We start from the raw sequence: 24,395 nt of genomic DNA on the forward strand, positions 1-24,395 counted from the left end.
CCACTGGATTCTGTCGGCCGCGCACAGATAGTATTACAATACTCGACTAGTTAGATTACACGGACGTAACGAACTCACCGGCATCATGTTCGTCTCGGACGGCCGTGGAAAGAAGCCGGGTAATTGCCCTCGCAAGCCGTCTGATACCCTCTCCGGCCACCTCTTCTGGATTATCCGCAAACGAGATGCGAAGTCCCGCTGGCGGCGGGACGTGCGGCAGGAATAGGTCGCCCATGGCACAGGCTACCCCCTCCTTGAGGCCTTCCTCGAAGGCATCGGATGCAGATACCCCATCGGGAAGATGGATCCAGACGTTAAACCCCGCCGTGGGGTGGGTCCAACCCACCCCCTCCGGCATCGCGTGCTCCAGTGCCCTTAGCAGTGCATCCCGCCTCCGCCGATACGTATCCCGTGCCACCGCTAGGTCCTTTGCGTACTGGGGTGCACAGAGGTACCGCCACAGGGTTCGCTGGATCAGCGGGGACGTGAACCGGTCTGCGACGGACTTGGACTCGATGAGCCGAGCCAAGAGCGGACCTTGGGCCACGACGCACCCGACCCTAAGGCCGGGTATCACGGTTTTGGAGAAGCTCACGACAAGAGCCACATGCCCTCCGGCGTCAAAGGCTTTGATCGCCGCTGGGACCTCCCCCTCGTAGGTGAACTCGCTGCAGCTGTCGTCTTCCAAGATCAGCAAGTTGTGACGGCGCGCGAGGGCGGCCAGCTGGCGGCGCCGCCCCTCACTCATGGTTACGCCCGTTGGATTGTGCGCCGTCGGGATCGTGTACATCAGCCGGGGCCGGTACCGCTCGATCAGGGAGGCGGCGACATCGATCTGCGGGCCCTCCGCGTCTATCGGGACCCCCAGGAGCTTGGCCCCGCGGCCTTCTAGGATGTCCAGCGCGGTGATAAAAGTCGGGCTCTCGACGAGGACATAGTCTCCGGGTCCGACCAGCGTACGCGCGATGAGATCGATGGCCTGCTGCGACCCGGACGTGATCAGGATGTCCTCCGGCCGCGCCGCGATGCCCATGGCGGAGCAATGTTCAGCGATCCAGGTCCGCAGGTGGTAGTCGCCTTGGGGCGTCCCGTACTGCAGAAACCTCGGATCGTCGAGGGCCATCACCCGACTCCAGAGGCGGCCCAGGGCCCGCAACGGAAAGAGCTTGGGATCGGGCGTGCCCGCGGCAAGGGAGATCATGCCGGGCCGACGGCCGGGCCGAAGCAGCGACTGCATTGCGGCGATCCTGGGAGCCCGCAAGTACACCGGCATTGAGGACTGCCATTCGTCGTCCCGCTGCGCCGCTAAGGCGGAAGATTCGTGATGGCGGCCCTCTGATTGAAAAACCGCCTCTGCGGGGGCAACTCTAACGAAGGTTCCCCGTCCGGCGGAAGCGTGGATGAGGCCGTCCGCGGCCAGGGCGTTGTAGGCCTGCACGACCGTAATCGGGCTGACCCCGAGCACTTTTGCCAGGCCTCGAACCGATGGGAGGCGAAATCCCGGGGCGAGATCCCCCGTCCCGATGCGATCGGCGAGGGCCCCGTGGAGTTGTCGGTAGAGAGGGGTGTCCGAACCGCGGTTCAGGCTTATATCCACCTGGCTTCCTTTCTGATGTGGACTCCCTGTATCTATCAGTATCTAGATACTATACGCGTATATTGACAAATAGCTGGGCGAACGTATAATCACATTACCCATAATGCGGCTATAAGTCAACGGATGTTACTAAATACTATAGATAGAAGTCGGTGATTACGGTCTCGAAGAGGTCGAAGTGATGACGCGGGATGAAGCTTTGGGGATCCTGAACGAGCACACAAAGAGCCCGAACCTGCTGAAGCACATGATGGCCGTCGAAGCCGTGATGCGTGCCTACGCGCTCAGGTTTGGGGAGGACGTGGAGACCTGGGGTCTTGTCGGGCTGCTGCACGACATCGACTATGAGGAACACCCGTCCCAGGAGGCGGGACATCCGTTTGTTGGGGCGGGCTGGCTGCGGGAGCGGGGACTCGACGAGTCGTTGTGCCGGGCGATCCTCTCCCATGCCGGGTACAGCGGGGTTCCGCGCGAGACCCGGATGGAGCGGACGCTGTTCGCCGCCGACGAGTTAAGCGGCTTTGTCATCGCCGTGGCGCTGGTCAAGCCGACCAAGTCGTTGGCGGAGGTGGATGTCGCGTCGGTGCGGAGGAAGATGAAAGACAAGGCGTTCGCAAGGGGCGTCCGGCGTGAGGATATCGTCGGGGGCGCTGAGGAACTGGGGGTGCCGCTCGAGCAGCACATTGCCGCCGTGATCACGGCTCTGCAGGGCATCGCCCCCGAGCTGGACCTGGACGGCGGGGGTCGGTAGGTGAACGGTTGCTGAGCGGACCTGGCGGTGCGACGCTCGCACCAAACGGGCAGGATCTGGGTATGGGAGATTTGAGATGGGAGGCGCGGAGATGGCGGATGTCGGTACGATCAAGCTAAAGCGCGGGTTGGCTCAGATGCTAAAAGGCGGCGTGATCATGGACGTCACGACCGCGGAGCAGGCAAAGATCGCAGAAGACGCGGGGGCGTGTGCGGTGATGGCGCTGGAACGGGTGCCCGCCGACATCCGCGCCGAAGGCGGCGTCGCCCGGATGGCGGATCCCCTCAAGATCAAGGAGATCATGGAGACCGTCACGATCCCCGTGATGGCCAAGGTGCGGATCGGGCACTTCGTGGAGGCCCGTGTGCTGGAGGCCCTCGGCGTGGACTTCATTGACGAGAGCGAAGTTCTCACCCCCGCGGACGAGCGGTATCACGTCAACAAGCACCTGTTCAAGGTGCCGTTTGTCTGCGGCTGCCGGGACTTGGGGGAGGCGCTGCGCAGGATCGGCGAGGGGGCGGCGATGATCCGCACCAAGGGCGAGGCGGGGACCGGCAACGTGGTGGAGGCAGTGCGTCACATGCGCGCGGTGATGGACGGCATTCGCCAGCTGCAGGCCACTCCGGAAGAGGAGTTGATGACGGTGGCAAAGGAGTTGGGCGCCCCGTACGATCTGATCCTGGAAACCCGGGCGCTCGGTCGGCTGCCGGTGGTGAACTTCTCTGCGGGAGGGATCGCCACGCCGGCGGACGCCGCGCTGATGATGCAACTCGGGTGCGACGGGAACTTTGTCGGGTCGGGCATCTACAAGTCGAAGGAACCGGCCAAGCGGGCCAAGGCGATCGTCGAGGCGACGACGCATTTTAACGACCCGGACGTGATTGCGCGCGTGTCGGAGGGCATTGGCGAGGCGATGCATGGGCTGGATATCCGTAAGCTCCCCGAAGGAGAGTTGCTGCAGACGCGCGGGTGGTAGTAGTCGGCGGGCGATGACGATGAGGATCGGCGTGCTGGCAATTCAAGGGGACGTGGTTGAGCACCGGGTCATCCTCCGGCGCCTCGCGGTGGAGGAGGTGGAGGTTCGGGTTCCGGGGGATCTCGATGGGGTGGACGGGCTTATCCTGCCCGGGGGGGAGTCCACGACAATCGGGAAGCTGATGGTTCGCTACGGGTTGGACCGGGCGATCCCGGAGCGGGTCGAGCGCGGGATGGGCGTCTACGGAACGTGTGCGGGGATGATCCTTCTGGCGCGGCGCGCCGCAGGGGGAGAGCCGGCCCTTTTGCGGCTGATGGATATTACCGTCACCCGCAACGCTTACGGGCGGCAGGTCGACTCGTTCGAGGCGCCTCTTGAGATCCCGGTGCTCGGGCCGCCTCCGCTCCGGGGGGTCTTTATTCGGGCCCCCGTCATCGATCGGGTGGGGGCGGGGGTGGAGGTTCTTGCCCGGTACGGGAGCCGGCCGGTGCTCGTCCGCGAAGGCCGACTGCTGGTGTCCTCGTTTCATCCCGAGTTGGCCCCCGACGACCGGGTGCATCGGTACTTCATCGAGACGATTCGCGCGGCGGCGTGAGCATCGCAGCGACCACCGCACACGCGGCGCGTTCTCCGCGGTAGGGGCATGCACGCCACCCTCGTCAACGCCGTGGTGGTGCTGATCGGCGGAGGACTCGGGGCCTCCATCGGCAATCGCATCCCGCGGGCGATGCGCGAGACCGTCATGCAGGCGGTGGGGCTGGCGAGCCTGGTCATCGGGGTGAGCATGGCGCTTGGGACGCGCAATATCCTCCTGATGATCCTTACCCTCACCGCCGGCGCGGTGATCGGGGAAGCGCTGCGGCTCGAGGCGGGACTAGAGGCGGTCGGGCGGTGGGCCCAAGGGCGGCTGGGGGTGAAGGCCGGGGGGAGCACCGTCGCCAGGGCGTTCATGACCGGTTCGTTGCTCTTCTGCGTAGGACCGCTCACGATTCTCGGGAGCATCCAGGCCGGGCTGGGACAGCCCCCGGTGCTGCTGTACACCAAGACGTTGATGGACGGCGTATCGTCAATCGCGATCGGGGCAGGACTCGGCGCCGGCGTGATGCTGGCGGGAGGGGTGATCCTTGTCTACCAGGGGGCACTGACGCTCCTCGCCTCGGCCGCGCACACCCTGATGACCGCGGACGTCACCCGGGAGTTCACGGCCACCGGGGGGGTGCTGGTGGTCGGGATCGGGCTGAACATCCTGCGCCTCCAGATGATCAGGGTGGGCAACATGCTCCCGGCCTTGGTGATCGCACCTCTGCTGACCGCGCTCATCCCGCACCTCGCCCCTTTTGTCAGGAGTGTCTGGCCGTTTCACTGAAGGGAGGTCGCCCGTGACTCAGGAGACCAGGACGAAACATCCGTTCCACATGTACGAGGCGATGCAGCGACAACCCGAGACGTTTGCCCGGGTCGTCGCCCGAGGCGGCGCCGCGGCGGGACGCTTTGCCGCTGCCGCGGGTGACTGCGACCGCCTCTTCGTGGTAGGAATTGGGACCTCGCATCATGCCGCGCTTGTCGGGGAGCATCTCGTACGGGCCTACGGTGGGGACCTGCCGGTGTCTGCCCACCACTCGTTTGATTTTGCGCTGTACGGGCCGCGCCTCACGGTGAAGGATGCGGTGATCGGGATCAGCCACCGCGGTAACAAAGATTACACCGCCCGGTCGCTGGCGCGCGCGCGGGAGGCGGGATGCCGCACGGCCCTGGTGACGGGCGAGGGAAACGTGGATCAGCGGCCCGCGACCGACGTCGTCTTCGAGACAGTTCCCCAGGAGCAGTCGTCGACCCACACGGTGAGTTATGTGGGCTCGATCGGCACGCTCGCCCTCATTGCGGCCCATCTCGGGCGTCACCGCACGGGGGCGCGCCCGCTGCCGGACCCCGAGCTGTCCGAACGGATCCCGGGGGTGCTTGGTGTCGCACTGGTGACCGAAGCCCAGATGGCCGAGTGGGCGCGCGCGCACGCCGGGCGCCGCCGGATCTGGGTGGTCGGCGGTGGGCCGGGGGCGATCACCGCGACCGAGATCGCGCTGAAGATCAAAGAGGCCGCCTACCTGCAGGCCGAGGGTCTGGCGATCGAAGCGATGCTCCACGGGCCGTTTCAGTGCACGGAGCCGGAGGATCTCTTCGTCTTGATCGCACCGGCCGGTGCGGCGCAGCCGCGTCTCTTGGAATTCGCCGGCATGGTGACGGACATCGGAGCGGCCTACGTGGTGGTGAGCGACGGGACGCCGACCGCCCTGCAGGCGGGGGCGGCCGGATGGTGTGTCGTGCCGGCGGTCCCGGAGCCCTTTACCGCGTTGACCTGCCTCGTGCCGCTGCAGCTCTTCAGTTACGCCCTGGCGCTCGTGCGGGGCACGAACCCCGATGTGTTCCGCCTCGACGATCCCCGGTTCGCCCACGCCCGCGCCCGGGTGCGGCTGTAGATCGGCGCGGGGGCGCCGTCCTCCCGCGCCTCGCTGTGGCGAGGGGCCGGGCCCCGTCCCCCCGAAGTGGAACTGGGAGGACGCAGCGGAGAGGAGCGTGGGCCCATGCGCGCCGGCCGGTTTGGGTTGCGGATCTGCACCTTCGTGGCGGGGGCGGCCCTGCTGCTGTTCGGGATGGGCGATCGGGTGCACGGCGCCGGCCCGGTCCGCGGGGGCGTGCTCCACATCGCCACGAACGCGGAGCCGGGGACCCTCGATTGGACAGCCTCGACGGCGACGGCGACCCGCCTCGTCGCCTGGCACATCTACGAGACCTTGTTCGCTCTGGACAAGAACTATGAAGTGAGGCCGATGCTGGCTGAGGGCTACTCGGTCAGCGCCGACGGCCTCCACTACACCGTCCGCCTGCGCAAGGGCGTCACCTTTCACACCGGGCAGCCGATGACCGCCGACGATGTCGTCGCATCGCTTGAGCGCTGGGGCAAGATGAGCGGTGGCGGCCGCGAGACGTTCCGATTCGTCAAGCAGGTCACCAAGGTGGATCCGGCCACCATCGAGATCGAGTTGAGCCGGATCTTCACCCCACTGATCGCCAACATCGCGGATCCGAAAGAGGCCGCGATCATCATGCCGGCGAGCCTGGCCGAGTCGAGCGGGCTCAAGCCGGTCAAAGAGTACATCGGGACGGGTCCCTACATGTTCAAGCGGTGGGATCCAGGCCACGAAATCGTCCTGGTGCGCAACCCCAACTATGCCTCGCGCACCGAGGAGTGGGGCGGGTTAACGGGCAAGAAGGTCGCGTACGCGGATGAGATCGACTTCCTCCCCGTGCGGGACGACCAGGTGAGGTTCGACGGGGTCTCCACCGGACAGTACGATCTGGCCTTGGAGCTGCAGCCCGATTTCTTCTCGCAGGTCAAAGCCAATCCACACCTGACGGCCTCTATCGTCAAGGTCTTTACCTGGCGCGCCATCGTGTTCAACAAGGCGCGGGCACCGTTCGGCGACGTACGGATGCGCCAGGCGGTGATGGACGCGATCAAGCCGGCCGATCTCATGGCGGCCGAAGGCCCACACGAATTCTGGACGCTGGATCCCGGACTGTTTTTCCCCGAACAGAGGGCGCTCTACTCGGTTGTCGGGAAGGACGTCTACAACCGACAAAACCTCGAGAAGGCGAAAGGGTTGTTGAAAGAGGCCGGCTACGCGGGCCAGAAGATCGCCGTCATGATGACGAAAGACTACACGTGGAACTACAACCTGACGCAGGTGCTCGTTCCCGAACTCCAGGCCGTCGGCCTGAACGTCGACGAGCAGGTCTACGACTGGCCGACGCTCTTGAGTCGGCGGGCGAAGCCGGAAGGGTGGGACATCTTCATGACGGGGTTCTCGCCGTCGTTCGATCCCACGGCGGTGATCTTCTTCTCCAGCACCTGGCCGGGGTTCTACAAGAGCCCGGCGATGGAGGAGCTGCTGGGCAAGTGGGGCGAGACCCCGCTCACCGACGCGGCCGCGCGCAAGGCGCTGATGGACCAGATCCAGGCCACGTTCTACAAGGAAGTGCCCGTGGCGAAGATCGGGAACGAGTACGGCCTGGAGGTGTACGGCGATCGTCTCCACGGGTACTCGGGCTACTTCGACGTCCGGTTCTGGAACACGTGGGTGACGCGGTAGCCGGGGGCAGCCTGCCGGGGGCGGGGGCGTGTCGCAGTACATAGCCGTTCGCCTCGCCGCGCTCGTGCCGGTGCTGCTGGTGGTTGGCGTCACGGCGTTTCTGCTCCTCCACCTGATCCCCGGCGATCCGGCTTCGGTGATCCTGGGGCCGGATGCCGGCGCGGCCCAGGTGGAACAGCTCCGGCACGCGCTGGGGCTCGACCGGCCGCTCTACGTCCAACTCGTGCTGTGGTTCGGCCGACTGCTGCACGGCAACCTGGGAGAATCGATCTTCCTCCGCGAGGCCGTCACCCGATCTATTTGGGAGCACCTCGGCCCGACGGTCGGCTTGACGGTCCTGGCGGAGACCCTCGCCATCGCTGTGGCCATCCCATCGGGCGTCCTCGCGGCGTGGAAGCGCAACAGCCGGTTCGATCAGATGTTCATGACCGTGGTGCTGCTCGGCGTGTCCATTCCGTCGTTCTGGATGGGGTTGAACCTCATCGCGGTGTTCGCCGTGGCGGCCCGTTGGCTGCCCGTCGCCGGGTATGAACCGCTCCTGAGCGGCGTCGGGCCGTGGCTCCGGCACCTCGTCCTCCCGGCGGTGGCGCTGGCCTTCACCCAGGCCGGATTGATCGCCCGCATGGCGCGCGATTCCACCATCGACGTGCTCGACGAGGACTACATCCGCACGGCGCGGGGCAAAGGGGTGGGCGAGGCGCCGATCTTGGTGAAGCATGCGCTGCGCAACGCCCTGATCCCCACCGTGACGGTGGTGGGCACGAGCCTGGCCAACCTGCTGTCGGGTGCCGTGGTGGTGGAGTCGGTGTTCGTCATGCCGGGGATCGGCAACCTCGTCATCCAGTCCATCAGCCGGCGCGACTACCCGGTTATCGAAGGCGTGATCCTGCTCGTGGCGGTTGTGTACGTGCTGGTCAACCTGACGGTCGATTTGCTCTACGCAGTCATCGACCCGCGGATTCGCTACTAGCCGCATGTGCGCCTCCGGTCCAGCGCACCGCACGGCGGGATCGCGCGCCGCGCTCCGGTGCGCCGATTTGCGCCGGGGGGGGCGAATCGGAATGGCGCGATTCCTGAGGCTGCTCGCCCGCCGCCGCCCGATCGCGCTCGTCGCGTGCATCGTGCTGGGGGGAATCACCCTCGCCGCCCTGATCGCTCCCTGGCTCGGGCTGCCCGCCCCCGACCGGATCGACATGGCCCACCGGCTGCTCGCGCCCGCTCCGGGCCACCCGCTGGGGACCGACAACTTCGGGCGCGACGTGCTCGCCCGGGTCGTCTACAGCGGGCGGGTCTCGCTGCCCATCGGGCTCGCGGTCATGGCACTGAGCACGGCGGCCGGGACGGGGGTCGGCCTGATCGTGGGGTACTACAGGAGGCTGGACGACGTGCTGACCCGGATCCTCGACGGGCTGATGGCCTTTCCCGCGATCCTGCTCGCGATCGCCCTGGTCGCGGCGCTCGGCGTCGGCGCGCGCAACGAAGTGCTGGCGATCGCTCTCGTGTACTTTCCGCGGACGGCCCGGATCGTGCGCGCGTCCACCCTGCAGTTGAAGGGGCGCACCTTCGTCGAGGCGGCGGTGGCGCTCGGCGAGGGAGACGCGAGGATCCTGGCCGGCCACATCCTGAGGAACGCGCTTCCCCCGCTGATCGTGCAGTCGACGTTCGTCTTCGCGGAAGCGATCCTCGCGGACGCCGCGCTGTCCTTCCTGGGGTTGGGGGTCAAGCCGCCGACACCGACCTGGGGGAACATGCTGGACGAAGCGCATGTCTTCGTGGCCCTCGCGCCATGGTTCATCGTCTTTCCGGGCATCGCCATCGTGGTGACCGTGCTCTCGCTTAACCTGATCGGCGACGCCGTGCGGGATCTCGCCGATCCGCACGCGGTGGCCGGGCGGGGACTCGGATAGGGAGGTGCGGAGGTGGTCCGTCCACTGACGATTGCCGCGACCGGGGACTCACTGATGACGATGCGAGTCGCCCCGACGCGGCATCCGGGGTCGCAGGCGCTGATGGAGCTCCTTCGGCCGGCGGACGTGCGATTCACGAACCTGGAGGGGACGCTGCACGAGTTTCGGGGGACGCCCCAGGCGGTGAGCGGGGGAACCTACGTCTGCGGGCATCCTCGATGCATCGATGACCTCAAAGCGATGGGCTTCAACCTCTACGCGGCCGCCAACAACCACATGGGGGACTGGGGGGAGGGGGGTCTCTTCGCCACGATGGAGACCCTGGATCGGGCGGGGGTCGTGTACGCCGGGATCGGGCAGCACCTCCAGGACGCGCGTGCTCCCCGCTACCTCGAGACCGGCGCCGGCCGGGTCGCCCTCCTGGCGACGACGAGCACCTTCCCTCCCCACTCGCCGGCGGGGGAGCAGCGCCCGGACTGCCGGGGGCGCCCGGGGGTCAACCCCCTGAGGTTCCTGGAGACCGTCAACGTCGATGCCGCGACGCTTGCCCAGCTGGCGGACCTCCACCGCCGCCTGGGCCTGGGGGCCACCCGCGACCTGCGCATTCGGTTGGGCTTCGAGCGGCCCGATCCCCCCGGCATCGCGACGTACTTCGACCGGAGATTCCGCCTGGGGGACCCACCCGGGGTCCGGACCGAGCCGCACCCCGCCGACCTGGCGGGAAACCTCACGTGGATCCGGGACGCCCGGAGACAGGCGGATTGGGTGATCGTCAGCGTCCACGCGCACGAGATGCGCAGCGGCAACCGCGAGGAGCCGGCGGAGTTCGTCCCGATCTTCTGCCGCCAGGCCGTGGAGGCGGGGGCGGACGTGGTCTTCGGCCACGGGCCTCATCTGCTTCGGGGAATGGAAGTGTACCGCGGGAAGCCGATCTTCTACAGCCTCGGCAATTATATCTTTCAGAACGAAACCGTCGAGCGCCAGCCCGCCGACTTCTACGAGCGGTTGGGGTTGGGGCCCGAGGCGACGCCGGCGGACGCGTTCGACGCCCGGGGGGCCCGGGGGGGGTTCGCCGCCGATCCGCTCTACTGGGAGTCGATCCTCCCAATCTGTCGGTTCGGACGGGAGGAGCTCGAGGAGGTGCGGCTATACCCGATCACCCTCGGCCACGGGCTTCCCCGGCCGCAGCGGGGGATCCCGGTTCGGGCCGCGGAGCCGGCGGGCAGGGCGATCATCGAACGGGTGGGTCGACTCTCGCCCGCGGTCCGGATCGCGTGGACGGGCGAAGGGTTTGGCCAGGTCCGGTGGTAGGCGGCAGGGGGGAAGCGGCCGCTACGGGATTCCCCACTTCGCGGCGACGTCGGGGTTGGTTGCGTACAGGCCGATCACCTCGCCCTGCGCCACGATGTGGCCCGTCATCGCCTTGAGCGCCTCGGGCCCGGTAAACTTTCCCGGCAGGTCGAGCTTGGCGACGTCGAGGGCGTAGACGGCGAAGTGATAGTGGTGCACGATCTCATCGTTCCACGGTGGGCACGGGCCGTCGTAGCCGCCGTAGTCCCCCTCCATCTTTGGATCTCCGGCGAAGCCCTTGGTGTAGTCGTTGATGCCGCGGACGCCGAACTTGGCCGGCCCGGCCTTCTTGCCGCGAGGGGTGATCCCGTTGGAATCGGCCCCCGCGGGCAGGGCGGTGGTGCCCGAAGCGATGTCCACCAGCACCCAGTGATAGAAGTCCATGCGCTTCAGTGTGGCGGGGAGGACCTTGCCTTCGACGTTGGCGTCGGTGAAGACCGACGGAACGTCGGGGTCAACGACAATGATGGCGTAGGACTTCGTGCCCGCAGGGGCCCCCGACCAGCTGATCGCGGGATTCCTGTTGCCGGCGAAGGTCACGTGGCCTTGCCTGGCTCGGGCGCAGAACGCAAACTCGCGGGGGATCGGGCCGTCAGGTTTGACGCCGCCGACGGAGACCGTGAGCGTCCCGGCCCCCGCTGCCGGAGCGGCGAGCCCGGCACAGACCGCCAGGAGTGCGATTCCCCGGATCCCGTGCCTGATGTGGGCCATTCCCCGTCTCCCTCATCCCCGTGTGCTCACCGTCTTCGCCGGCGAGACCGCGGCCGGCCCCGGCCGGTGCCTCCAGGCGTCGCGCAGGAATCTCAGCCAGTTGCCGTGCATGATCGCTTCGATGTCGCGCGGGGGGTATCCCTGTCGCTCGAGCAGCCCCACGAGCCGCTGAAGGTCCGCGATCGTGTCCAGGTCGTGGGGGGAGCCCTCGCGGCCGAACCCGCCGTCGAGATCGGTGCCGATCGCCGCGTGGGCGCAGCTGCCGGCCAGCTGGCAGATGTGATCGATGTGGTGCACGACGTCGGCCAGCGTGACGCGGCGGTTGTCGTCGCCGTGGCGCCATCCGGGGACGATCATCCAGCAGTCCATGGCGACGCCGATCACGCCCCCGCGCTTGACGATCGCGCTGATCTGCTCGTCCGAAAACTGCCGCTGATGCGGCACCAGGGCGCGGCAGTTGTTGTGGCTGGCGTGGACCGGCCCGGAATACCGCTCCAGTGCCGCCCAGAACGCCTGGTCGGAACAGTGCGTGAGGTCGAGGATCACCCCGCACCGCGCCATCTCCGCCAGGAGCGGCGCTCCGAGCTCCGTGAGGCCCTCTTCCGTGCCGGTCCCCCCCGCGTACCGGCCCGGGCCGTAGTGGGTGGGGCCGAGGAGGCGCAGGCCCCCTCGCTCCCATTCCTCGAGTTGCGCCGGCTCCAGGATGGGGTCCGCCCCCTCCATCGCGATGACGAATCCCAGCGGCGGCGTCGGCTCGGGGGCGTCGCCGGGGTGCGCGGCGTCCCACGCCGCCCACTCCGCGATGTGCGCCTCGAGCCGTGCGGCATCGTCGATGATGCGGATGTGCCCCTGGCGTTCGAGCGCGCGGTAGAAGGCGAGCTGCCCCTTGGCGATCCCGTAGGCCTGCGCCGGGGTCGGGTAGTCGATGTGCGGCACCGGGCGGCCGGTTGATCGGGCGATGAGCGTGGCGAAGGCGAGCGCGATCCGCCCCCGGCGCATCTCGGGGAACGCGACCGTTCCCACGCCGCGCCCCTTGCCCGGGGTGTAGTTTTCCTGCGCGCGAATCGTATAGGCGGAGGCGAGCAGGTCACGGTTCCACTGCAGCGCGTTCATCGAGAGGTCGAGATGGCTGTCGACGATCAGCATGGCGTGCTCCCCCCTGCGCTTTGACGGTGGAGCGGGCACCCTCGACCGCGAGGGACGCGGTCATTCCTCCGGGATGCGCTTCGGCACCGTCCCGCTGGACCGGGGCCCGGACACGGGTCCACGGTCCGCTGCGCCCTGCCGTTCATTCCCGCTCCGGGTTTCCGTGGCGCTGCGCCGCGGCCCACTCCGCGATCTCCCCCACCGTGGCCCACCAGACCCCCGGCGTGCCCCGGATGTGGCGGATGAGTTGCTCCAATCCCCTGAGCCGCCCGGCCCGCCCCGAGATCCAGGGATGCATGGTGAGCACGAAGCAGCCGTTTTCGTCGACCAGACCGTCGAACTCTTGTGCCCACAGGCGGATGACGCGATCGGGATCGGCGATGCCATTGCTCGAGCCATAGACGTGCCGGTAGAAGGGCGCATCGTCGAGCAGCCACTGGACGGGAACCTCCACCAGCGGGCCGGCGGGGGTCTCCAGGTCGTAGGGAATGTCGTCCCCCATCAGAGAACTGTCATAGGTGAATCCGTGCTGCTTGAGGAGCATCGGCGTCCCGACGTTCAGCTCCCACGACGGCGACCGATACCCCGTCGGTCGGATGCTGAGCTGCGATTGCCAGATCTCGAGTTGGTCCTCCAGCACCCGTTTTTCTTGAGCGGCATCCAGGGTGTCCAGGGTCTCGTGCACGTTGCCGTGAGCGCCGAGTTCGTGGCCCGCGTCGCGAATCGACCGGATCGCTTCCGGGTGGTGCACGATGGTGTATCCGGGGACATAGAAGGTCCCCCGCAGTCCGTACCGATCCAGGAGGCGCAGAATCCGGGGAATCCCCGTCCGGGGTCCGAATCGGCGCTCCTCCATGTCTGCGAGTTGGCGTTGCGCCTTCTCCGGGTTCCGGAACACGTGCGCCGCTTCGGCATCGGCGTCAAAGCACAGCGCGACGGCGCAGCGGTGTCCGTCGGGCCAGCGATAGCGCGTCGTCCATCCCTCCTTTATCGCCGGTCCCCCTCCGGACGGCGCGGGAGTTCGCCCGCGCCTCGTGGGACGCGCATCAGCGGAACGCCCCCCGGGCGGCCCCCCACAACAGCAGGACCCCCAGCAGGATCCGGTACCAGACGAAAACCCAGGTCGTGTGCGCTTTCAGATAGCGCACCAGCGCCCACAGGGCGAAGTACGCGGAGGCGCTGCCGGACGCCAGGCCAAGTGCCAGCAGCGCCCACCCATGCGCGTGGAGCCCCGCCTTCCGGAGGGCCATCAATTCGACCAGGCCGGCCAGCACGATGGCGGGCAGCCCCAACAGGAATGAGAACCACGCGGCCGTGGCGCGCTCCATCCCCAGCGCCAGCCCGGTGGTCAAGGTGGAGCCCGACCGAGACACCCCGGGCACGAGGGCGAACGCCTGGGCGATCCCGACCGAGAGGCAGTCCCGGAGGGTCAGATCGGCCCACACCCGTTTGGCTTGACCGGTTTTGCGCTGCCCGTAACGCTCCGCGAGCGCCAAGAGGATGCCCATAATCACGCATGCCCATCCGATCACGACGAGGCCCCTCAGGGGGGAGGCGCACCCCTCAAGTGTCTTCTTCAGGGCGAGCCCGGCGATGGCGATCGGCAGCGTCCCGATCAGGATCCCCACCGTCATCTGGAGCGAATGATCCCGCCAGTCCCCGCGCTTCGCGGCGGTCGCCGCCCGGCCCGCAATGCGGAGGGCGTCGCCCCCGAGGAAGATCGCGACGGCGAGCAGGCTGGCCAGCTGCATCGCCGCGGAGAAGGCCGACCCGGGGTCCGGCCACCCCAGCAGGCTGGGAATGACACGGAGGTGCGCCGTGCTGCTGATGGGGAGCAGTTCGGTGATCCCCTGCACGATGCCCAGCACGATGATTCGCACCGGCCCGAGCTGGGTGAAGCTCGTATTGACCTGGGCCGTTTCGCTGCAGGGGATGGGCGGGAGCGGCGTCATTGGGGATCTCCTTGAAGCATCCGCCAAACCCGGTCGGGGCTCAGCGGCAGATTGAGCGCACCGCTGCGGCGCGGCCGCAGCGCGTCCTCGACCGCGTTCGCGAACGCCGGGGGCGCCCCGATCGTCCCCGACTCGCCAATCCCCTTGGCGCCCAAGGGGTTGAGCGGGGAGGGCGACTCGACGGATTCCGAAACGAACTCCGGCAGGTCGGCCGCGCTGGGCACAGCGTAGTCGAGGAGCGATGCTGTGAGGATCTGGCCGTCGTCACCGTAGACGACATGCTCGAACTGCGCCTGGGCCAGGCCCTGCGCGAGGCTGCCGTGGACCTGGCCTTCGACCAGCAGGGGGTTGACCACCCGCCCGCAGTCATCCACGGCGGCGTACCGGAGTACCTCGACCTGGCCGGTGTCCCGATCGACCTCGACGACGGCGACGTGCGCGCCCGACGGGACCGTCGGGCGTGCGAGCGCAAACCGGGTCGCGCTCTCGATACCCCGCGCCTCCGCCCCGGGAGGGTGCAGGCTTCCCGTCCGGGCGACTTCGGCGAGGGTGATCGCCCGCGTGGGGGCACCCCGGACCGCGGCGGTTCCATCGGAGAGGACGACGTCGTGTGGGGCGGCTTCGAGGAGGGCCGCGGCGGCCGCGAGGATCTTCCCCCGTAGTTCGGCGGCCGCCACGGCCACGGCAGACCCCCCGATCGAGAGCGAGCGGCTGCCGTAGGTGCCGACCCCCGCGGGGATCGCGTCCGTGTCCCCGTGCACGACCGCCACACGCTCGGGGGAGACCCCGAGCGCATCCGCAGCAATCTGGCTGAACGCGGTTTCGAGCCCCTGCCCGTGCGGAGAGGAACCCGTGAGCACGGTGATGCCGCCGCTGGGATCCAGTTGGACCACGCCGCTCTCCCACAGTTCGCCGCCGCCGGCGACCTCGACCCACGTGCTGAGGCCGACCCCGATGGGGCGTCCCCCCAGGCGGCGCCGCCGCGCCTGCTCGGCTCGCCAGTGTTCGTACCCTGCGAGTGCAAGGGCTCGGTCGAGCAGGGCGGGGTAGTTCCCAGAGTCGTGGACAAGGCCGGCCGCACTCGTGTGGGGGAAGGCGGTGATGAAGTTCCGGCGGCGCAGCTCGGCCGGGTCGAGCCCCACCCGCTCCGCCACGAGATCCATGATCCGCTCGATGTAGTAGGCTGCTTCGGGACGCCCCGCTCCCCGGTAGGGACCGGTGGGAGCCTTCGTCGTCGCGACCCCGCGCACGCGGTAGCGGACGTGCGCGATTCGATAGGCGCCGAGCCCGACCAGTGGTGTCTGGGCCGGGATCGAGGCGGTGACCGATAAGCAGTAGGCGCCCAGGTCGGCGAGGACATCGGCGTCCACCGCCATCACCGTGCCGTCCCCGGCGGCCGCGGCGCGGATGCGCGCGCGCTGCCCGCGTCCCTGGGTCATCGTCCGGAGGTTCTCCAGGCGATCCTCCGCCCACTTCACCGGGCGGGTGTGGCAGCGGGCCAGGAGGGCCGCCAGAACCTCTTCCGGATAGACGCTGCCCTTCGCGCCGAAGCCGCCTCCGACCTCGGGCGCGACCACGCGGACGCGGTCCCGGGGGAGGTTGAGGATCGCCGCGATGGTGGCGCGGGCGCCGTGCGGTATTTGGGTGGAGAGCCAGATCTCGACGCGATCGGCGCCCGGATCGTAAGCGGCCACGACGCCCCGGCATTCCATGGGGACCGCGGCCAACCGGGGCTGCTCCAGCGTCGCCTCGACCACGACCGCCGCACCGCGGAACGCTTCGTCCGGATCGCCGCCGGACACCGTGGAGGTGAAGACCAGGTTCGACGCGCGGCCGTGGTGCAACACGGGAGCTTCCGGAGCGAGGGCGTCTGCCGGATCCATGACCGCGGGAAGCACCTCGTAGGCGACGCGCACGTGTTCCGCGGCGTCTTCGGCGGTGTACCGGTCCTCGGCCAGGACGGCCGCCACCGGCTCGCCGACGTAGCGCACCGTCCCATCGGCCAGCAGCGGGTGCGCGACGCTTTCCAGTCCCAGAAACGCGCGCACGGCTGGGATTCGCGGGACGGGGGCGGGCAGGTCGGCCGCGGTGATGATCGCGACAACGCCCGGCCCCCCGCGCGCCCCGCGGACGTCTACCTCCACGAGACGGGCGTGGGCGTGGGGCGATCGGACGAACGCGAGGTGGAGCATTCCCTCCAGGCGGATGTCGTCCACGAACCGGCCGGCGCCTTTGAGCAAGGAACGGTCCTCGCGCCGGCGCAGGGGGGAACCCACGTACGGCATCCGGCAAGCCTCCCAGCGGGGGTGGCGGCGACTCCCTGCTGCGGAAGGTTCGCCTCCGGGTCCGTCGAAGCCTCCGCAGAGCTCTCTTGGGGAGAAGGAGGGGCCAATGCGGCGACGGCGGACGGCACAGGCCCTCGGGGCCGACCCCGAGACGCACAATGTCGTTCAGGCGGTCTACCTCCGCCAGGTGCGGGAGGTCGGCCAGGCGATCCATAACGTCGTCTTCGACACCCTCGGCGTCTTCAAGGATCCCGCGACCTAGGTCGCCGCGGTGGCCGAAGCGGCGCCCGGCGGCGCGACGTTCTAGCCGCGGCATCCGCTATCGATCCGGCGGGGCCGCGTGCAGGTCCGCAATCTGCGCCGCCGCGGCCTCGCTCGCGCGCGCCAAGTCCGCGCGCTCCGCTCCCGGGACGGCGATGGGGGTACCGATGCGCACCGCGATGGGCCGGAGGCGCGGGAGTGTCCGGCCGAGGGGGAGCGCGTCCGCCGTTCCCACGAGCGCGACCGGGACGAGCGGCACCTGAGTGCGGGCGGCGAGCAGCGCCGCACCCTGGTGAAACGGGCGAAGCCGACCGTCGGGGCTGATGCCCCCTTCGGGGAAGACGATCAACAGCGCTCCACTCCTCAATGCCAGCAGGGAGCGCTTGAGCGCCGTTGCGTCAACCGCGCCGCGGCGCAGCGGGATGGCCAGCGGACCGTACGCCCGCATCACCACCCCCACCCCCGGCATTCGCCACAGCTCTTCCATGGCGAGGAACGCCGGCTTGCGGGGAAGCGAGAGGGGCAGAATGATGGGGTCGAGCCAGCTCTCGTGGTTGGCGACGAGCACCGCCCCTCCGCGTGGAAGCCGCTCCACGCCGGTGACCTTGAGGCGGAACAGGGCGGCCGCCAGCGCCCGGACCGCGGCGCGAAGCCCGCGATACACGATCCCGTCGATTGGGCTCCTCACCGGGCCGGCCCCGGTCCTACGATGTCACCACCGGGTCCCCTGGCTGGATCAGCCCGCCGGTGAGGATCTGGGCCCGGAGTCCCCCCCGATGAACGAGCCCGGCCCGTGCCCCTTCACCCGAGAGGTGGTCGAGATGCCCGCGCGGCTGGCACAGACGGATCCCCCGCAGGCTGATGGGACCGATGGTGAACTCGCGGCCGACGAGATGGGCGAGCGCGACGCCGGCGTGCGGCCTGATGTGGACGGAAACGACGGCGCCTGTGGACACGAATCGGGCTCCCTTCGCCGGGGGGCATGAGGCGGCCGGTCGGATGCGCCCCGTAGCTTATTTTTGCAATGGCGATCCAGATCCTCCGAGACCGGCGGCGCGGTGAGAGTCGGGGAACGCGCATGTCTGTGGTTGCGGATCCCGCCCGGGACCGGCGCGCCGGCGAGGCACGGAAGGAGGCCCGATGACGATCACGGGCGCACGGCAGCACGAACGTAGGGTGCCCGCGCAGCGGACCGTTCGACGCGGTGCGCGGACGAACGAGGGTTTCCGCCGTCCTCCCGCCGTCTTGCGCCGTAAGGCCGCCCGTCTCGATCGGATCCTCGAGGCCCACTACGGACGGCCAAAGCCCCGGGCGCGGCGGGATGCGGTCTCCACGCTCGTCCACACGATCCTTTCCCAAAATACCAGCGACGTCAACAGCCGACGGGCGTTCGAGCGGCTGCGTGCGAAGTTCCCCTCGTGGGAGGCGGTGTGCGACGCGCCGGTGGAAACCGTCATCGAGGCCATCCGTGTCGCGGGATTGAGCACCCTCAAAGGGCCGCGCATCCAAGGTGTCCTGCGGCGCATGCTCGCAGAGCGCGGCAGGCTTTCGCTGGATTTTCTCCGGCGGTGGCCCATCGATCGCGCCAAGGCCTGGCTGCAGGGTTTCGATGGCGTGGGCCCCAAAACCGCCGCGATCGTGCTGATCTTCGGGCTGGGGAGGCCGGCCTTCGCGGTCGACACCCACGTCTACCGCGTCGGACGGCGCGTCGGGCTCATCCCTGCAGGTCTCTCCGTGGCGGCCGCGCACGACTGGCTCGAGGGGGTTATCCGGCGCGAGCGGTACGGGCCGTTTCACCTCTTGCTCGTTCGCCACGGCCGGGAGATCTGCGGGGCCCGCCGGCCCCGCTGCGGGGTGTGCCCGGCCCGCCGAGCGTGCGATTTCTATGCGCGGTGGGCTGATCCGCGCTCTGACTCGGTACCCTGAACACGTCCGGGGCGCTTCCACGGGGGCCCACGCGCCGTTTCGGCGAAGGCATATCGATTGACAAAGTCAACTAACTAGTTAACAATGTCAAGTATAGTAGTGCGGGTCCGAGGGGGACGGCGATGGCCGAGGCGGACTTCGACCGGCGCGTGGAAGCCGTGCGGCGCTTCAACCGGTTCTACACCGGGCAGATCGGCGTGTTGAACGACGGATATCTGGAGAGCCCGTTTTCCCTGACCGAGGTGCGCGTGCTGTATGAGCTTGCTCACCGCGACGAGGCCACGGCGAGCGAGTTGGCCAGGGAGCTGGGCCTGGATGCCGGATATCTGAGCCGCATCCTGCGGAGCTTCCAAAAGCGCGGCCTGATCGACAAGGAACTCTCAGAGGTTGATGGCCGGCAGAGCCTCCTCGGGCTGACCAAGCGCGGGCGCGACGTTTTCACCCCCCTCCACGCCCGGGCTCACGCCCAGATCGGCGCGATGTTGAGTCGCCTGCATCAGGGCGACCAACGTCGTCTGGTCGAGGCGATGCGCGCGATTGAGGAGGTTCTCGGAGGCCGCCCCGCGTCGAAGGCTGCGTACCTCCTCCGCCCCCACCAGCCCGGCGACATGGGCTGGGTCATCCACCGGCACGGCGTGCTGTACGCTCAGGAATACAAATGGGATGAGCAGTTCGAGGCGTTGGTCGCGGGCATCGCGTCAAAGTTCATCCAGCACTATGATCCCAAGCGCGAGCGCTGCTGGATTGCCGAGAAAGACGGGGAAATCGTCGGCTCGGTGTTCCTGGTCAAACACTCGAAGACGGTCGGACAGCTTCGCCTGCTCCTGGTCGAGCCGAAGGCACGCGGGCTGGGCATCGGCGTCCGCTTGGTTGACGAATGCCTGCGATTCGCCCGACGGGTGGGGTACCGAAAGGTCATGCTGTGGACCAACAGCGTGTTGAAGGCCGCCCGTCACATTTATGAAAAGGCCGGGTTCCGTCTGGTCCACGAGGAGCCGCACCACAGTTTCGGCCATGATCTGATCGGCGAGACGTGGGAGGTGGAGTTGTGACCGGTGTGCAGACCGCCTGCGCACCCCGCGCGGTCGATGCCTGTCCCCCCCGGCCACATCGCTGACGGCGCTGCTCCCGCGCCGCGCCCCTCGCTGACGCGGGTGCCGGCGGCGGCGGCGGCCGCCACCGGCATCCTGGTCGGTTCCGGGATCGTCGCCACGCGGTTCGTCATCGGCCAATCGAGCCCGGCCTCCCTGGCCCTGTTGCGGTATCTCATCGGGTTCTGCTGCCTGCTGCCCGTCGTGCTCGTGTCCCCCCGCGCACGCTTCGAACGACGCGATCTGCTGCCGATCGCGCTGCTCGGGATCACGCAGTTCGGGATCTTAGTCACGCTGTTGAATTACGCGTTGCAGTTCATCTCCTCCGCTCGCGCCGCTCTGATCTTCGCCACGATGCCGTTGCTGACGATGGTGCTGGCGGCCGCGTGGGGGCACGAGCGGGTGACCTGGACGAAGTCCCTGGGAGTTCTCTTGACCCTCGCCGGGGTCGGGTTCGCGCTGGGGGAGCGGGCCGTTGCTGGGGCGGGGGGCGCCGCCGAGTGGATTGGTGACGCTGCTGTGTTCGCGAGTGCCGCGAGCGGGGCGGTCTGCAGCGTCTTGTACCGTCCCTACCTGCGAAAATATCCGACACTGTCGGTGAGTGCGTTTGCCATGCTCGCTTCGGTTGTCTTTCTCGCCTTCCTCGCCGGGGGGGAGGGGTTTTTCAGTTCACCGCCGCGCTTGACCACGGGCGGGTGGCTGGCGGTCGGCTTCATCGGGGTCAGCAGCGGCATCGGGTACTACCTCTGGCTGTGGGCGCTGAATCACGCGACACCGACCAGGGTCACCGTGTTTCTGGCGCTCAGTCCCATTACCGCGACGGGAATGGGGGCTCTGTTCCTCGCAGAAAAGATCACCGCGCTGTTCGTGGTGGGGCTGGTCAGTGTGGCCTTGGGGCTGTGGCTGGCGCACCGGCAGGACGGCGCGGCGGATGGACCGGTGGCTTCGCCGTGAGGCCGGCCGATCGCGCGCGGACACGCCGCCGCATCACGTTCCGCGCCGCTTGGCCAGGTTCTCGAACCGGCTGAACTCCTTGTGGAAGAAGAGTTCTATGCTGCCGATCGGACCGTTGCGGTGTTTGGCGATGATGATTTCGCAGACGTTCTCTTTGTTCTCCTTCTGGGCTTTGTCGACGTCGTAGTAGTCCTCGCGGTACAGGAACATGACGAGGTCCGAGACCTGCTCGATTTCTCCGGAATTGTGACTCACTATCCCGTCCGCCAACCACGACGCCGGCCCCGGCACGGTAAGATCGAACACTTCCTCTACCCCGGCCGGCTCAACGGCCACCACGCCGTCCCAGGACAGGTTGGCGGTCGCGTCGGGGGACGGGATCGCCTCGTCCCGGAGGCTTGCAGGCGCCGGGACGGCGTCGCGGGGCGGGAGGAGGCCTCGGTGGGGAGACGCTCCCGGGTCCGTCCCGGATGTGGCGGCCGGCAGGCGGCGCGGGACCGCCGCGGTCGCTCTTTGCTTGTGGCCCGCCGCCACGAGACCGGGGTGGGTTCGAGCGATCCCAAGCCGGTCGCCGACGATCAAGTCCTTGACGCGGACCCATCCCGCGGTGCCGTACAGGCGATGCATCGGGGTGGCGCGGATGGAACGGCCGCTCGCCAACCGGACCTCAAAGAGAGGCCGGGGCCCCACGGCCCAAACGAGATCGGCCCGCGCGGGGAGAACGCGCCCTTCGGGCGATAGGGCGAGCACGGACGGTGTGGTCCCAACGAGATCCCGAATTGGCACCCGCCGCCCATCGGCGAGCCACACGGGCGTATTCCCCGTCACGCATTCTCGCAGGTGGCTGAGCATCGGCCGTTTTGATCCCAGGGTCTCCACGGCCCGGCTGAGCTGGGAGACCGCGATGATGGGGATGTCGAGCTCCTTGGCGAGCGACTTGATGCCCCGGGCGATCTCGCTCAGCTCCTGAGTGCGGTTCTCGGTATGCTTGTAAGACTGGATCAACTGGATGTAGTCGATCACGATCAGCCCCAGCCCGTGCTCCGCTTTCAACTTCCGGGCCTTGGCCCGCATCTCCATGACCGAAAGGCTCGCCGAATCGTCGATGAAGATCGGCGCCTCGCTGAGGTTGCCCATCGCCCGGGCGAGCTTCCGCCAGTCCTCGTCGGCGAGATACCCCGTGCGGAGCTTGGTGTTGTCCACCCGAGCCTCGGAGCAGAGAATTCGTTGCACGAGCTGTTCCTTGCTGGTTTCGAGGCTGAAAATCGCGACCGGGATCTTGTGGGTGAGCGCGGCATGTTGTGAAATGTTGAGCGCCAACGTGGTGTTGTGGACGCAGATGTCGTTGGCCACAAAGTTGTGCGTTTGGGGGATGGTGAGATCATAGACCTGTTTCGGTCCGACCCACCCGATCGACGTGATCTCGTCCCAGCAGACATCGCCGGCCGGGAGGCGTTCTGGATCTTTCGGCATCGCCGCCCGGACGCCAGGGCGGCCGGACACGGCACCAGGATCGGGGCTCGACGTGCGGTCGGGGGCGTCGGGGAGGGCGCGCACCTTTTCGATCTGCCCCTCCTTCCCAAAGATCCCGATGTCGCGCGCAAAGGCCCGGACGGCTCGCGGATCGGCTATCTGGAGCCGCCAGGACGAACGGCGTGCCCCGGGGTGCGCGACGGCGCGTTTCCGCAGTCGCGAGATGATCCCGAAGCGGAGCAAGAGGTGCTGGACCTGTTTCCCCATCCGCTCGCTGGGGGTCGAATACCCGATGTGCGCCGACTGGCCCGCTGTGATCCCTACCCATCCGTTGGTGGCGAAGAGGCGGTTCAGAAACAGCGCGAGTTGCGAGCGCGGCAGGGTGAACACCGCCGGCGGAGTCGACCGGCGGTGCGCGTCGTTGCCCCGCGCCGTGTGTTCGATGAGCCAATGAGCCAGAACGCCTTGGGTGTTCCCGCCGCCTGGCATCGAGTGACCCACCGAGCGTCGGATCCAGGCGGAGCTGACGATGAGCTCCCGATCGCGCCCTCGGACAGTTTTCAACGCCCGGACCGCCGCCTCGAAGTCCCGGACGATCCTGGCGTCGGCGTTGGCGGGCAGGGCGTTCCCGCTGGCGCGCCCGCCCCCGGCGAAGTACGCAAGCAGCTTGACCTCACACTCGCGGAGCGGGCGACTGCCGAAGGTATCGACCTTGCTCGGCACGGCGACGCGCTCTCCGGCACGGAGGGCGGACAGGGGGAGCCAGCCCGCGGGCGTCAGGAACGGGTGGGCGGCGGTGCACTCGACCGCCCGGCCGAGGTATGTTGTTACCCGAAACACCGGTTTGACTCCGTCGTCGACAAACGCCGACGGCTCGGTCCATCTGAACTTCCCATCGCCTCCGAGCGTCATGAGCCGTCCTTCGCGCCGTCGGTAGATTTCCTCGATGGTGGCCAGGCTGCCGTCCTCGAGCAGGATCTCCGAATCGGCACTGAGGCATTTCCCGACGCTCGGCCTGGCCGCCACGATGACCATGTCGGCCGGTTGGAGCCCGGAGGTCAGCATATCGAAGTCCGAAAAGCCTGTCGCGACCCCGGTGACGGTCCCCTTCTCCCGGTAGCGCTGGTCGATTTTCTCGAAGCTCGCTTTGAGGATCTCCTTGATCGTTTGGAAATCCTGAATGTTGCGGCGCGCGGCGATGCCGTAGACGAGCTTCTCTGCCTGGTCGATGAGGTCCGACACATCGTCTGCGCCGTCGTATCCGAGCGAGGCGATCTGCGTGCCCGCGGTGATGAGAGCGCGCAGCATGGCCTTTTCCAGGACGATCCCGGCGTAGAATTCGACGTTGGCGGACGTGGGCACCGTGTTCGGCAGGGAGGTGAGATAAGTGGCGCCCCCGATGTCTTCCAGCTTGCCCATGCTGGCGAGCTTGTTGGTTACGGTAATGAGGTCGACCGGTTCGCCGCGCTCAAAGAGGTCCAGAATCGCCGTGTAGATCGTCCGATGCAGGTCGCGGTAGAAATCTTCCGGCCGGAGCGCCTCAACCACACGTGCGATCGCATCGCGATCGAGCATCATTGAGCCGAGCACGCTCTGCTCGGCGTCCAAATTCTGAGGGGGGATGCGCGGTTCGACTGGCCGGGTGATGCTCACCTGTGGGGGCCTCCGTGGGGGTCGTCGAGGCCATTATACAAACATATGTTCGGTATTGTCAATGCCCCTTTGCCCAACCGTCATCATGGAACGAATCTCCTCAATGCGAGATGAACGTTGTGGATTCCCTTCAGGACTACCTGGGGATTCATCGGTTTTTTCTTGTGGAGGGCGGGGAATCGGTGTGGAGGATGTGCGTAAGCTGGGGATGGCG

At 67.9% G+C, this 24,395-nt stretch carries 22 protein-coding genes; 13 read left to right on the top strand and 9 right to left on the bottom strand.

All coding sequences use genetic code 11. The features are described from left to right. Positions 1-55: 55 nt before the first annotated feature. Positions 56-1,597 (bottom strand): PLP-dependent aminotransferase family protein, encoded by a 1,542-nt coding sequence (locus tag VKV57_15140; protein HLW61236.1) that lies wholly within the window; start codon positions 1,595-1,597, stop codon positions 56-58. A gap of 181 nt (positions 1,598-1,778) precedes the next feature. Between VKV57_15140 and VKV57_15145 the strand changes: the two genes are divergently transcribed. From VKV57_15145 to VKV57_15185, 9 genes are all read left to right on the top strand, one after another. Then, positions 1,779-2,348: an HDIG domain-containing protein gene (locus tag VKV57_15145; protein ID HLW61237.1), complete on the top strand. Its 570-nt coding sequence runs from the start codon at positions 1,779-1,781 to the stop codon at positions 2,346-2,348. Positions 2,349-2,439: 91 nt separating this feature from the next. Beyond that, positions 2,440-3,324, top strand: a complete 885-nt coding sequence (gene pdxS, locus VKV57_15150; protein HLW61238.1) for a pyridoxal 5'-phosphate synthase lyase subunit PdxS — start codon at positions 2,440-2,442, stop codon at positions 3,322-3,324. Between the two features lie 13 nt (positions 3,325-3,337). After that, entirely contained in the window at positions 3,338-3,919 is a 582-nt protein-coding gene (pdxT, locus tag VKV57_15155; protein HLW61239.1) for a pyridoxal 5'-phosphate synthase glutaminase subunit PdxT, read from the top strand. A 48-nt stretch (positions 3,920-3,967) separates the two neighbouring features. Then, positions 3,968-4,690 carry a DUF554 domain-containing protein gene (locus VKV57_15160; GenBank protein HLW61240.1) on the top strand — a complete coding sequence of 241 codons (723 nt, stop codon included), beginning with the start codon at positions 3,968-3,970 and terminating at the stop codon, positions 4,688-4,690. Between the two features lie 13 nt (positions 4,691-4,703). Further along, positions 4,704-5,798, top strand: a complete 1,095-nt coding sequence (locus VKV57_15165) for an SIS domain-containing protein (GenBank protein ID HLW61241.1) — start codon at positions 4,704-4,706, stop codon at positions 5,796-5,798. Between the two features lie 105 nt (positions 5,799-5,903). Next, on the top strand, positions 5,904-7,472 hold the full coding sequence (locus tag VKV57_15170; GenBank protein ID HLW61242.1) for an ABC transporter substrate-binding protein: 1,569 nt from the start codon (positions 5,904-5,906) through the stop codon (positions 7,470-7,472). Between the two features lie 28 nt (positions 7,473-7,500). Next, positions 7,501-8,442 (top strand): ABC transporter permease, encoded by a 942-nt coding sequence (locus VKV57_15175; GenBank protein ID HLW61243.1) that lies wholly within the window; start codon positions 7,501-7,503, stop codon positions 8,440-8,442. A gap of 91 nt (positions 8,443-8,533) precedes the next feature. Further along, positions 8,534-9,379 (top strand): ABC transporter permease, encoded by an 846-nt coding sequence (locus tag VKV57_15180; protein HLW61244.1) that lies wholly within the window; start codon positions 8,534-8,536, stop codon positions 9,377-9,379. Positions 9,380-9,391: 12 nt separating this feature from the next. Continuing rightward, the gene (locus tag VKV57_15185; GenBank protein ID HLW61245.1) at positions 9,392-10,690 is read left to right on the top strand and encodes a CapA family protein; all 1,299 of its coding nucleotides are present in this window, start codon (positions 9,392-9,394) and stop codon (positions 10,688-10,690) included. A gap of 21 nt (positions 10,691-10,711) precedes the next feature. Here the strand turns inward: VKV57_15185 and VKV57_15190 are convergent, their stop codons facing one another. From VKV57_15190 to VKV57_15210, 5 genes are all read right to left on the bottom strand, one after another. Continuing rightward, the gene (locus tag VKV57_15190) at positions 10,712-11,440 is read right to left on the bottom strand and encodes a YbhB/YbcL family Raf kinase inhibitor-like protein (GenBank protein HLW61246.1); all 729 of its coding nucleotides are present in this window, start codon (positions 11,438-11,440) and stop codon (positions 10,712-10,714) included. A gap of 12 nt (positions 11,441-11,452) precedes the next feature. Beyond that, positions 11,453-12,586 carry a membrane dipeptidase gene (locus tag VKV57_15195; GenBank protein ID HLW61247.1) on the bottom strand — a complete coding sequence of 378 codons (1,134 nt, stop codon included), beginning with the start codon at positions 12,584-12,586 and terminating at the stop codon, positions 11,453-11,455. Positions 12,587-12,728: 142 nt separating this feature from the next. Then, a complete protein-coding gene (locus tag VKV57_15200) occupies positions 12,729-13,484 on the bottom strand; it encodes a polysaccharide deacetylase (protein HLW61248.1) in 756 nt (251 codons plus the stop codon). A gap of 148 nt (positions 13,485-13,632) precedes the next feature. Next, positions 13,633-14,538: an undecaprenyl-diphosphate phosphatase gene (locus VKV57_15205; protein ID HLW61249.1), complete on the bottom strand. Its 906-nt coding sequence runs from the start codon at positions 14,536-14,538 to the stop codon at positions 13,633-13,635. Next, positions 14,535-16,823 carry a xanthine dehydrogenase family protein molybdopterin-binding subunit gene (locus tag VKV57_15210; GenBank protein HLW61250.1) on the bottom strand — a complete coding sequence of 763 codons (2,289 nt, stop codon included), beginning with the start codon at positions 16,821-16,823 and terminating at the stop codon, positions 14,535-14,537. The genes VKV57_15205 and VKV57_15210 overlap by 4 nt, the downstream gene beginning before the upstream one ends. Before the next feature lie 106 nt (positions 16,824-16,929). Here VKV57_15210 and VKV57_15215 point away from each other — a divergent pair, with 106 nt between their 5' ends. After that, on the top strand, positions 16,930-17,085 hold the full coding sequence (locus tag VKV57_15215) for a hypothetical protein (GenBank protein ID HLW61251.1): 156 nt from the start codon (positions 16,930-16,932) through the stop codon (positions 17,083-17,085). Between the two features lie 57 nt (positions 17,086-17,142). On the opposite strand, the gene VKV57_15220 is transcribed toward VKV57_15215, so the two are convergent. Next, complete coding sequence (locus tag VKV57_15220; GenBank protein HLW61252.1) at positions 17,143-17,772, bottom strand: lysophospholipid acyltransferase family protein; 630 nt, start codon at positions 17,770-17,772, stop codon at positions 17,143-17,145. 16 nt (positions 17,773-17,788) lie between these two features. Beyond that, on the bottom strand, positions 17,789-18,040 hold the full coding sequence (locus VKV57_15225; protein ID HLW61253.1) for a hypothetical protein: 252 nt from the start codon (positions 18,038-18,040) through the stop codon (positions 17,789-17,791). 184 nt (positions 18,041-18,224) lie between these two features. Here VKV57_15225 and nth point away from each other — a divergent pair, with 184 nt between their 5' ends. The 3 genes from nth to VKV57_15240 all read left to right on the top strand — a co-directional run bounded on the left by nth (position 18,225) and on the right by VKV57_15240 (position 21,055). Then, the gene (gene nth / locus VKV57_15230) at positions 18,225-19,010 is read left to right on the top strand and encodes an endonuclease III (GenBank protein HLW61254.1); all 786 of its coding nucleotides are present in this window, start codon (positions 18,225-18,227) and stop codon (positions 19,008-19,010) included. A 122-nt stretch (positions 19,011-19,132) separates the two neighbouring features. Beyond that, positions 19,133-20,062, top strand: coding sequence for a helix-turn-helix domain-containing GNAT family N-acetyltransferase (locus VKV57_15235; GenBank protein ID HLW61255.1), 930 nt, complete (start codon positions 19,133-19,135; stop codon positions 20,060-20,062). Between the two features lie 3 nt (positions 20,063-20,065). After that, positions 20,066-21,055: a DMT family transporter gene (locus VKV57_15240; protein ID HLW61256.1), complete on the top strand. Its 990-nt coding sequence runs from the start codon at positions 20,066-20,068 to the stop codon at positions 21,053-21,055. A gap of 33 nt (positions 21,056-21,088) precedes the next feature. Here the strand turns inward: VKV57_15240 and dnaB are convergent, their stop codons facing one another. Then, complete coding sequence (dnaB, locus tag VKV57_15245; GenBank protein ID HLW61257.1) at positions 21,089-24,181, bottom strand: replicative DNA helicase; 3,093 nt, start codon at positions 24,179-24,181, stop codon at positions 21,089-21,091. Positions 24,182-24,395: the final 214 nt, after the last annotated feature.

This window comes from bacterium, assembly GCA_035307765.1.
Taxonomy (GTDB): Bacteria; Sysuimicrobiota; Sysuimicrobiia; order Sysuimicrobiales; family Segetimicrobiaceae; genus Segetimicrobium.